The sequence below is a fragment of the Kitasatospora sp. NPDC059571 genome, from assembly GCF_042735675.1.
In the GTDB taxonomy this organism is placed as follows: domain Bacteria; phylum Actinomycetota; class Actinomycetes; order Streptomycetales; family Streptomycetaceae; genus Kitasatospora.
The window spans coordinates 5376-16254 of record NZ_JBHWBW010000152.1; the positions used below are offsets into that span (position 1 = coordinate 5376).

Here is a 10879-nt window from a genome sequence, read left to right on the forward strand (position 1 = left end):
GCCCGCGCCCGCGCCTTGCGCGGTGCCCGCCCCCCGTATGCACACGGCGTCGGGTTCTTGGTCACCCGCGAGGAAACGCAACACCGGGGTAGCCCCCTATCGGGGCGCACCCCGGTGGCATGCACGGCGGCGTAGTGTGACAGTGAGGGGAGCCCGTCGTCCGGATGCGTGAGCGAGGTGGAGACATGGGCATCTTCGACAGGTTCCGGGCCAAGGCACACGACCTGGTCAGCCCGGGCGACCGGGCGGCCATCGCCCACGACGAGGCCGCGGACGCCTTCGGCGACAAGGCGGAGCGGATGCGGGCGGACGCCCAGCACGTGGCCGAGCAGAGGGCCGAGGACCGCCGGGCCGCGGCGGACATGACGGCCGAGGGCGATCCCTGGGACTGAGTGCGCGAACACCGATCCGATGAACCGAAGGGGCGTACCCGCCGACCGCGGGTACGCCCCTTCGGCTGCCCGCCGGTCCCGGTCCCTCAGCGCGGCGGCAGCGGCGGCCGGTGCAGGTCCGGCCGCGGGGTGTCGGCGGGCGGCGGGGCGGCGGCCGGGTGCTCGGCGAGCACCTCCATCACCAGCTCCACCGCGGCGGCCAGGTCGGTGTGCTCGCCGGTGGCCCAGCCGTGCGGCGAGCGGAGCACCTCGACGTCCGGCTCGACGCCGTGGTTCTCCACCGACCAGCCGATCCCGCCGGTGAACCAGGACGCGTTCTTCGGCACCGAGATCTGGGTGCCGTCGCCGAGCACGTGCCGCCCGGTCACCCCGACCACGCCGCCCCAGGTGCGGGTACCGACCACCGGGCCGAGCCCGAGCAGCTTGATGGCGGCGATGATCACGTCGCCGTCCGAGCTGGTGGCGTGGTCGCAGACGGCGACCAGCGGCCCGCGCGGGGCGTCCCGCGGCCAGCGGACGGGATGCCGGCCCCGGGTGAAGTCCCAGGCCAGCACCCGGCGGCCGAGCTTCTCCAGCACCAGCTCGGAGACGTTCCCGCCGGCGTTGCCGCGCACGTCCAGGATCAGCGCGCTCTTCGCCAGCTCGCTGCGCAGGTCGCGGTTGAACTGCGCCCAGCCGGACCCGCCGAGGTCCGGGATGTGCAGGTACCCGCAGCGGCCGTCGCTCAGTTCGCGGACCAGCTTGCGGCGCTTGGCCACCCAGTCCTGGTAGCGGATCGGCCGCTCGTCGGTCAGCGGGGTGACCGCGATCCGCCGGATCCGCCCGGAGCCCTTGCAGCGCAGCGTCAGTTCGACCGTGGTGCCGCCGGTGCCGGCCAGCAGCGGGCCGGGCCCGCGCACCGGGTCGGGCGGCCGGCCGTCGACCGCCACCAGCTCGTCGCCGTCCTGGATCCCGTAGCCGGCCAGCGGGGCGCGCGCCCGCGGGTCGGAGGACTCCCCGGGCAGGATCCGGTCGACCAGCCAGCGGCCGTCCTCCGCGCGGTGCGCGTTGGCGCCGAGCAGCCCGAGCGGCTGCTGGAGCAGCTGCGGCCCCTCGCCGCGGCGGGACGGGGTGACGTAGGCGTGCGAGGTGCCGAGCTCGCCGAACAGCTCGCGCAGCAGGTCGGCGAAGTCGTCCGGGCCGGCGATCCGCTCCAGCAGCGGCGCGTACTGGTCGACCAGCTCGGGCCAGTCCAGGCCGCACATGTCCTCGTCCCAGAACTGGTCGCGGACGATCCGGGCCGCCTCGTGGTAGGCCTGCCGCCACTCGTCGGCCGGGTGCACGGTGTGGGTGATCCGCCGCAGGTCCACGGTGACCGGGGCACCGGCCGGCAGCGGGTGCAGCTTCAGCGAGCCCGAGGAGAAGACCAGCACCGAGCCGCCGTCGCCCGACACCGCGTAGCCGTCCAGCTGGTCGGCGACCGTGCTGCGGGTGCCGTGGGCCAGGTCGAAGTACTCCAGCGTGGGGCGGCCCGAGGTGTCCGCCGGGTTGGCGAAGGTCTGGCCCAGCGCGCCCGAGATCGGCCAGCGCAGCCAGAGCACGCCGCCGCGCACCGGTGCGGTGGCGGAGTACTTGGACGCCGTCACCGGGAAGGGCACCAGCCGCTTGGTGAGGCCCTCCTGGTCGACGGTGACGGTGCCGTCGCCGCCCGGGTCGTCCGGATCCAGGCCGGAGGCCGGGCGCCCCTCGGCCGGGGCGGCGAACGGCGAGGGGGTGTCCGCGGCCAGCGGGATCAGGTAGGGGCGGCAGCCCAGCGGGAAGGACATGTCGCCGGTGTGCACGTCGTGCACCGGGTCGAAGCCGCGCCAGGAGAGGAAGACCAGGAACCGGCCGTCCCGGGTGAAGACCGGGTGCTCGTCCTCGAACCGCCCGCCGGTGACGTCCACGATCCGCTCGGCGGCGTCCACCCGGGTCAGCCGGATCGCCCGCAGCGAGCGGCCGGCGACCGGCTGCGACCAGGTCAGCCAGGCCGAGTCGGGGGAGAAGGCGGGGCTGCTCATGGGCCCGTACTGGGAGGAGGCCACCTCCCGGACGGTGCCGTCCGCGGCGGCGACCAGCAGCAGCCGCCCGTCGGAGGCGGCCACCGCCAGGTGGTGGCCGTCCGGGGAGACGGACAGCTCCTGGACCCGGCCGATCAGGCCGGAGGCGATCCGCCGCGGCGGCGTGGTCGGCTCGCCGCGCGCGGGCAGCGCGGCGATCTCCAGGGCGTCCTCGCCGTCGGCGTCGGTGACCCAGGCGACGTGCCCGCCGTAGCCGGGCAGCACCGGCAGCCGGGCCCGCACCCCGGGGGTGTCGGCGAGCACCCGGGCGGGCCCGTCCCGGTGGGTCAGCCAGTACAGGCTGCCGCGCACGCAGACCACCCCGGCCCGGCCGGTGCGGTCGCAGACCAGGTCCTTGACGTGCAGCGACGCGGAGACCTGGAACGGGCGCCGGCCGGAGCGGGCGCCGCCCAGCGGGACGTCGAGGCGGCGCGGCGCCGGGGCCGCCAGGCCGTCCAGCAGCCAGAGGTCGCCGGCGTGCTGGTAGACGATCCGGGTGCCGTCGCTGGACGCCTCGCGGGCGTAGTAGGAGGCGTGGTCGGTGTGCCGGCGCAGGTCGGTGCCGTCGGGGCGGCAGGAGTAGACGTTGCCGATGCCCTCGTGGTCGGAGAGGAAGGCGATCCGCAGCCCGTCGGGCCCGTCCACCGGCATGGGGGAGGAGAGGTGCCCGCGGTGGCCGGGCAGCAGCTCGGCCTCGTCCAGCCAGAGCCGGCCGGTGGCGCCGCCGCGGTAGCGCTTCCAGGCGGCCGGGGTGTGCGGGGCGGCGGCGGTCAGCAGCACGGTGTGCCCGTGGCCGACCTGGGCGTCGTTGACCGGCCCCCACGGCATCCGGCGGCCCGGCGCACCGTTCGCGGGCAGCCCGTACGCCCAGGTGTAGTGGGCGAACGGCTCGTGGTACGACGTGACCGCCAGCACCTCGCCGTCGGGCAGCCAGCCGCGGACCCGGGTGTCCTGGCTGCCCCAGTAGGTGAGGCGGACTGCCTCCCCGCCGGCCGACGGTGCCGTCCACACCTCGGGGACGAGCGCCATCCAGCTCGTCCAGGCGATCGTGGTGCCGTCGGGGGAGAGCCGCGGGTGGCTGACCCGGACCCGGTCCGCACCGACCCGCCAGGCGCGTCCGGTGGCGCCGTCGGCGTCCAGCGGGGCGACCCACACGTCGTCCTCCGCGGTGAAGGTGAGCCGGTCGCCGCGGAGGTGGGGGTACCTGAGATATCCGGACACTTCTCCATGGTTCGGCGCCCGACCGGGCCTCGCAACCCGCCGCCCTACTCGGTGCGGCCCGGCCGGGCCTGACGGTGCGCCGGACTCCATTGACAGTCGCACGGCTATTCGCTTCAGTGGTCTAGTCCAAGAGTGGTCCAGTCCAATGCGGCCGGTGCGCCGTCGCTGCGGCCTGCGCCCGGCCGGCCCCCACCGGCGTCGGACACCCCCGCATCCGACGGCAGGAGCATCCCCACATGCGCATGTCCGCACGCCCCTCGCACGCCGCACCACCCGGCCGCCGCCTGCTGGCGGCCTCCACCGCCTGGGCCGTCGCCGCGGCCGGCGCCGCCGCGCTGACCTTCGGCCTCGCCTCCTCGGCCACGGCCGGCGAGTTCCTCACCAACGGCGGCTTCGAGAGCGGCTCGATCGCCCCCTGGAGCTGCACCGGGAACACCGGCAGCGTCGTCACCGGCCAGGCCCACACCGGCACTTACGCACTCGCCGGGGCCGCCTCGGCGAGCGACAACGCCCAGTGCAGCCAGACCGTCACGGTGGCCCCCAACACCGCCTACACGCTCAGCGCCTGGGTCAAGGGCGCCTACGTCTACCTCGGCGTGGACGGCGGGACCTCCACCTGGACGCCGAGCACCGGCAGCGCGTACCAGAAGCTGACGGTCAGCTTCACCACCGGCGCGAGCCAGACCAGCGCCACGGTCTGGACCCACGGCTGGTACGGCCAGGGCACCTACTACGCCGACGACGTCTCGCTGGACGGGCCGGGCGCGCCGGCCTCCTCCGCGCCGCCGACCAGCCAGCCGCCCACGTCGCAGCCGCCGACCAGCCAGCCCCCGACCTCCCAGCCCCCGACGTCGCAGCCGCCCACCTCGCAGCCCCCGACCAGCCAGCCGCCCACCACCCAGCCGCCCGGCGGCGGGCTGCCGACCCACGCCCTGGTCGGCTACCTGCACGCCAGCTTCGCCAACGGCGCCGGGTACACCCGGATGGCCGACGTCCCGGACTCCTGGGACGTCATCGACCTCTCCTTCGGCGAGCCCACCTCCGTCACCTCGGGCGACATCCGCTTCAACCGCTGCTCCGCGAGCGAGTGCCCGAACGTCGAGTCCGACGCCGACTTCAAGGCGGCCATCGCCGCCAAGCAGGCCCAGGGCAAGAAGGTGCTGATCTCCATCGGCGGCCAGAACGGCCAGGTGCAGCTCACCACCACCGCGGCCCGGGACACCTTCGTCTCCTCGGTCTCCGCGATCATCGACAAGTGGGGCCTGAACGGCCTCGACATCGACTTCGAGGGCCACTCGCTGTCGCTCAACACCGGTGACACCGACTTCAAGAACCCGACCAGCCCGGTGATCGTGAACCTGATCTCCGCGCTGAAGACGCTCAAGGCCAAGTACGGCCAGAACTTCGTACTGACCATGGCGCCGGAGACCTTCTTCGTCCAACTCGGCTACCAGTACTACGGCTCCGGCCCCTGGGGCGGCCAGGACCCGCGGGCCGGCGCCTACCTGCCGGTGATCTACGCGCTCCGCAACGACCTGACGCTGCTGCACGTCCAGGACTACAACTCCGGCTCCATCATGGGCCTGGACAACCAGTACCACTCGATGGGCGGCGCCGACTTCCACATCGCGATGACCGACATGCTGCTCAAGGGCTTCCCGGTGGCGGGGAACACGGCCAACATGTTCCCGGCGCTGGCGCCCTCCCAGGTCGCGATCGGCATGCCGGCCACCACCAACGCGGGCAACGGCTACGTCGCCCCCACCGAGGTGAACAAGGCGCTCGACTGCCTCACCAAGGGCACCAACTGCGGAAGCTACGTCCCGAAGGCCGGCCCCCAGCCGGGCCTGCGCGGCCTGATGACCTGGTCGGTGAACTGGGACCAGTTCGGCGGCCGGGAGTTCTCCAAGAACTTCGACGCCTACTTCGGCTGACGGACAGCCCGGCGGAACGCCGAAGGCCCCCCGCTCTCGCGAGGGGCCTTCGGCCTGTCGGTGCGCCGCCAGGGACTCGAACCCCGGACCCGCTGATTAAGAGTCAGCTGCTCTAACCAACTGAGCTAGCGGCGCCTGCTGACGTGCCCAACCATACACGCACCCGCAGGTCGGACGCACATCCGTGCACCGTACGGGGTCAGTGCAGCTTCTCCCCGGCCGACAGCATGGCCACGAACCTCTCGATCCGGCGGGCCCGGGTCTCCGGCCGCTTCGCCTCCTGGACACGGTGCAGCACCGAGTAGCGGTTGGCCGCGTCCAGACCGGCGAAGAAGGCCTCCGCGGCCGGGTCGGCGGCCAGCGCCGCCGCCAGGTCGTCGGGCACGGTGGCCGTCCGCGCGCCGTCGTAGGCGGCCTCCCAGCGGCCGTCGGCCCGGGCCCGCTCCACCTCGGCGAGGCCGGACGGCCGCATCCGGCCCTCCTCGGCCAGCCGCTCCGCCTTCCCGCGGTTGATCTTCGACCAGCGGCTGCGCGCGGTGCGCGGGCCGAACCGCTGCAGCCAGTGGGTGTCGTCCAGGGCGCGCTTCTGCCCGTCGATCCAGCCGAAGCAGAGCGCGACGTCCAGCGCCTGCGGGTAGTCGAGCGCGACCACCCCGGGCGCCTTCTTCCGCAGCCGCAGCCAGATGCCCGGGGAGGCGTCGTGGTGCCCGGCGAGCCAGTCCTCGAACGCCTCGGCGGATGCGAACTCGACGGTGTCCAGCGTGTCGGCCATGACCCCAGCCAAGCACGCCGCACCGACGGCCACCAGGGTGCCGGGCCGGCTCAGGGCAGCAGCACCACCGACCGCAGCACCCCGGCGACGGCCGCCGCGACGGCCTCCTCCAGCGGTACCACCAGGTCGGGCACCAGCCGGAAGGCCCCCGCCTCCCGGAGCTCGACCAGGTCGGCGAGGGCGGCGGACTCCGCCGAACCGCCCGCACGGCCCCCGGCCGGCGGTTCGACGGCCGCCACCCGTCCGGAGCCGCCCGCCAGGGCCGGCCAGAACGGCCCGGCGGCCCGCCCGGCCGCGTCCAGCACGGCGTCCACCCCCTGCGGCGCCGCCGCCCGCACCCGGGCCGCGAGGTCCGGGCCGTACCCGACCGGCACCGCGCCGGCCGCCCGCAGCCCGTCGTGGCCGGCCGCGGGTGCCACCGCCACCACCTGCGCACCGCGGGCGAGCGCCAGCTGCACGGCGACCCGCCCGGCCGGCGCCTGCGCGCCGTGCACCAGCAGCGTCTCGCCGCGCCGCACCGCCAGTGCGTCCACGGCCGCCACCGCACCGCCGGCGGTGAGCGGCAGCAGGGCGGCCTCCGGCCACGGCAGCGCCTCCGGCCGGCCCGCCACCCGGTCGGCGTCCACCGCCACGAACTCGGCGCACGCCCCGTACGGGCAGTGCCCCAGCACCTCGTCGCCCCGCTCCCAGCCGTACGCCCCCGCACCGAGCCGCTCCGCCACCCCGGCGAACTCCTCGCCCGGGATGCCGCCCGCGGGCCCCGGCCGCACGGGCCAGCCGGCCGCCGCCACCCGGACGAGCAGCGGCCCCGGACCCGGCGGGGGCACCTCCGCCGTCCCGGGCCGCGGCGGGCCGGGGCCCTGCCGGACCAGCGCGCGCAACGCCCACCTCCCACCGGTGGCGCCGGGCCCGGCGAGCCGTACCGGGCCGACCTCTTAGTCACACTTATGCTCGGCCGGAGGGTCGGGTCCCGCACGTCACGGAGGTCGAACGGTGGCCCAGCTGTCACTGCTGTTCCTGGTGCTGCTCGCCTCGGTCGTGACGATGCCGCTGGCCCGCCGGATCAGAGTGCCGCAGCCCGTGCTGATGACCGTGCTCGGTCTGGCCATGGCCCTCGTCCCGCAGATCCCCAACATCAAGGTCAGACCCGACCTCATCCTGCCGCTGGTGCTGCCGCCGCTGATCTTCGCGGTGGCCCGCCGCTCCTCCGTCCGCTCCTTCCGGGCGAACGCCGCCTCCATCCTGCTGCTCGCCGTGGCCCTGGTCGTGGTGACCACCACGGTGGTGGCCGAGGTGTTCCGCGGGCTGGTGCCCGGGCTGCCGATGGCCGCCGCGGTGGCGCTCGGCGCCCTGGTCTCACCGCCCGACCCGGTCGCCGCCGTCGCCGTCGCCGGCACCATCGGGCTGCCGCGCCGGCTGGTCAAGATGCTGGAGAGCGAGGGCCTGTTCAACGACGTCACCGCGATCGTGGTCTACTCGCTGGCCGTCGAGGCGGTCGTCGACGGCGACTTCGCGGTGCAGCACGCGGTGCTGCGGTTCGTGCTCTCCGCCGTGGTCGCGGTCGCCGTCGGCATCGCGCTCGGCTGGCTCAACAGCCGGCTGGCCGGACTGCTCGACGACCCCACCCAGCAGGTCGCGCTGAACCTGCTGGTGCCGTTCGCCGCCTATGCCGCCGCGGAGGAGGCGCACGGCTCGGGCGTGCTGGCGGTGGTGGTCTGCGCCCTCTACCTCGCCGACCGGGCCGCGGACGCCGACGAGGTCGCCTACCGGCTGGTCGGCAACGCGTTCTGGGAGATCGTCGAGATCCTGATCACCGGGGTCGCGTTCGGCCTGATCGGCCTGGAGCTGGCGACCGTGCTGGCCGACGTCCGCAACAGCTGGGAGGGCATGCTCGGCGACACGGCCTGGGTGATCGCCACGGTGGTCCTGGTCCGGCTGCTCTGGCTGCTGCCCGCGGCCTGGATCTCCGAACGGCTCGGCCACGACGACGAGACCCCGCTCAGCTGGCGGGAGACGGTCGTCCTCTGGTGGTCGGGGATGCGCGGGGTGGCCACCGTCGCACTGGCCCTGGCCGTGCCGCTCACCACGCACGCCGGCACGCCGTTCCCGGCCCGCAGCGAGATCGTCTTCGTGGCCTTCAGCGTGGTCCTGTTCACCCTGTTGGTCCAAGGGCTCAGCCTGCCCTGGCTGGTGCGCCGGCTCGGCCTGGACGCCGGCCACGACCTGCGCGAACAGGCGGTGCGTCAACTCTGGTGGCGGGCCTCCAAGGCCGGACTCGTCCGGTTGGGCGAACTGGAGCAGGAGCAGGACCTGCCCGGCGAACTCGCCGAGCGGCTCCGCGAGCGCCAGCACGACCGGCTGGCCCGGCTCTGCCCCGAGAAGTACCAGGAGGAGGAGACCGCCGAGGCCCGCCGGCGGCTCGCCAAGTGGCGCACCGCCGCCTCCGTCGAGCAGGAGATGATCGCCGCCTCCCGCCGCGAGGTCCTGACGGCCCGCAACGAGCCCGGCGGCGACCCGGAGATCGCCGACGAGGTGCTCCGCCAGCTCGACCTCCGCTCGGCGCGCAAGTGACGGGGAGCGGCCGGGCCGGGGATAGGCTGGCCGCGGGCAAGGCCGTCAACGGAGTCGGCGCACGCACCACGTACCGCCTGACCCTCGCGCTCCCTCTCGCCTGGCCCAGTGCAGGTACCGCAAACCGGATGACTCAAGGAGCAACCGATGTCGGAGCTGGACGACCGCCAGAAGGCCGCCGGCCGTTCCCCGCTTGACCGCACGCCGCAGTGGGCGGCGCTGGCCAAGCACCGGTCCGAGCTGGGGGAGCAGCACCTGCGGGGGCTGTTCGGGGCGGATCCCGGGCGCGGCAGCCGTTACACCCTGTCGGTCGGCGACCTGCACGTCGACTACTCCAAGCACCTGGTGACCGACGAGACGCTCGAGCTGCTGCGCGAGCTGGCCGCCGCAACCGGCGTCGCCGAGCTGCGGGACGCGATGTTCCGCGGCGACAAGATCAACATCACCGAGGACCGCGCCGTCCTGCACACCGCCCTGCGCGCCCCGCGCGGCGCGGTGATCGAGGTCGACGGCGAGAACGTCGTCCCGGCCGTCCACGCGGTGCTCGACAAGATGGCCGCCTTCGCCGACCGGGTCCGCAGCGGCGCCTGGACGGGCCACACCGGCAAGCGGATCCGCACCGTCGTCAACATCGGCATCGGCGGCTCCGACCTCGGCCCGGCGATGGCCTACGAGGTGCTGCGCTCCTACACCGACCGCGGCATCGACGTCCGCTTCGTCTCCAACGTGGACGGCGCCGACCTGAACGAGGCGGTGCACGGCCTGGACGCCGCCGAGACGCTGTTCATCGTCGCCTCCAAGACCTTCACCACCATCGAGACCATCACCAACGCGGTCTCCGCCAGGAACTGGCTGCTGACCGAGCTCGGCGCGGGCACCGAGGCGGTCGCCAAGCACTTCGTGGCGCTCTCCACCAATGCCGGCGGCGTGGCCGACTTCGGCATCGACACCGCCAACATGTTCGAGTTCTGGGACTGGGTGGGCGGCCGCTACTCCTACGACTCGGCGATCGGCCTCTCGCTGATGATCGCCATCGGCCCGGAGCGCTTCCGCGAGATGCTGGACGGCTTCCACCTGGTCGACGAGCACTTCCGCACCGCCCCGCCGGAGCAGAACGTGCCGCTGCTGCTCGGTCTGCTCGGCGTCTGGTACGGAGCGTTCTTCGACGCCCAGTCGCACGCCGTGCTGCCCTACTCGCACTACCTGTCCAAGTTCACCGCCTACCTGCAGCAGCTGGACATGGAGTCCAACGGCAAGTCGGTGGACCGCGACGGCAACCCGGTCACCTGGCAGACCGGCCCGGTGGTCTGGGGCACCCCCGGCACCAACGGGCAGCACGCCTACTACCAGCTGCTCCACCAGGGCACCAAGATGATTCCGGCGGACTTCATCGGCTTCGCCAAGCCGGTGGAGAGCCTGCTGCCCGGGCTGGTCGCCCAGCACGACCTGCTGATGGCCAACTTCTTCGCCCAGACCCAGGCGCTGGCCTTCGGCAAGACGCCGGAGGAGGTCGCGGCCGAGGGCGTGCCGGCCGAGCTGGTGCCGCACAAGACCTTCCGCGGCAACCACCCCACCACGACGATCCTGGCCGCCGAGCTGACCCCGTCGGTGCTCGGCCAGCTGATCGCGCTCTACGAGCACAAGGTGTTCGTCCAGGGCGCGGTCTGGAACATCGACTCCTTCGACCAGTGGGGCGTCGAGCTCGGCAAGGTGCTCGCCAAGCGGATCGAGCCGGTGCTGCTGACCGGCGAGGGCACGGAGCAGCTGGACAGTTCCACCGCCGCGCTGGTCGAGCGCTACCGCACGCTGCGCGGCCGCTGACCCGACCCTGGGGGGGGGGGGCCCCCCCCCCCCCGCCCCGCCCGGCCGCCCCCCCCCCCCCCCCCGCCCCCCGCGCGCCGCGCGCCCCCG

At 74.2% G+C, this 10879-nt stretch carries 7 protein-coding genes and 1 tRNA gene; 4 read left to right on the forward strand and 4 right to left on the reverse strand.

Annotated features, from left to right (window positions below; genetic code table 11):
- Nucleotides 1-185: 185 nt before the first annotated feature.
- The gene (locus ACFV0G_RS18685; RefSeq protein WP_380548480.1) at nt 186-392 is read left to right on the forward strand and encodes a hypothetical protein; all 207 of its coding nucleotides are present in this window, start codon (nt 186-188) and stop codon (nt 390-392) included.
- A gap of 86 nt (nt 393-478) precedes the next feature.
- Here ACFV0G_RS18685 and ACFV0G_RS18690 read toward each other — a convergent pair whose 3' ends face one another.
- Nucleotides 479-3691: a S41 family peptidase gene (locus ACFV0G_RS18690; protein ID WP_380548483.1), complete on the reverse strand. Its 3213-nt coding sequence runs from the start codon at nt 3689-3691 to the stop codon at nt 479-481.
- A gap of 236 nt (nt 3692-3927) precedes the next feature.
- Here ACFV0G_RS18690 and ACFV0G_RS18695 point away from each other — a divergent pair, with 236 nt between their 5' ends.
- Nucleotides 3928-5625, forward strand: coding sequence for a chitinase (locus ACFV0G_RS18695; RefSeq protein WP_380548486.1), 1698 nt, complete (start codon nt 3928-3930; stop codon nt 5623-5625).
- Between the two features lie 61 nt (nt 5626-5686).
- Here ACFV0G_RS18695 and ACFV0G_RS18700 read toward each other — a convergent pair.
- From ACFV0G_RS18700 to ACFV0G_RS18710, 3 genes are all read right to left on the reverse strand, one after another.
- Nucleotides 5687-5760 (reverse strand) — tRNA-Lys (locus ACFV0G_RS18700).
- A 64-nt stretch (nt 5761-5824) separates the two neighbouring features.
- Entirely contained in the window at nt 5825-6397 is a 573-nt protein-coding gene (locus ACFV0G_RS18705; protein WP_380548489.1) for a YdeI family protein, read from the reverse strand.
- Nucleotides 6398-6447: 50 nt separating this feature from the next.
- Nucleotides 6448-7278, reverse strand: coding sequence for an NADP-dependent oxidoreductase (locus ACFV0G_RS18710; RefSeq protein WP_380548492.1), 831 nt, complete (start codon nt 7276-7278; stop codon nt 6448-6450).
- A gap of 112 nt (nt 7279-7390) precedes the next feature.
- Between ACFV0G_RS18710 and ACFV0G_RS18715 the strand changes: the two genes are divergently transcribed.
- Nucleotides 7391-8968, forward strand: a complete 1578-nt coding sequence (locus tag ACFV0G_RS18715) for a Na+/H+ antiporter (RefSeq protein ID WP_380548495.1) — start codon at nt 7391-7393, stop codon at nt 8966-8968.
- 147 nt (nt 8969-9115) lie between these two features.
- Nucleotides 9116-10789 carry a glucose-6-phosphate isomerase gene (gene pgi / locus ACFV0G_RS18720; protein ID WP_380548498.1) on the forward strand — a complete coding sequence of 558 codons (1674 nt, stop codon included), beginning with the start codon at nt 9116-9118 and terminating at the stop codon, nt 10787-10789.
- Nucleotides 10790-10879 lie beyond the last annotated feature (90 nt).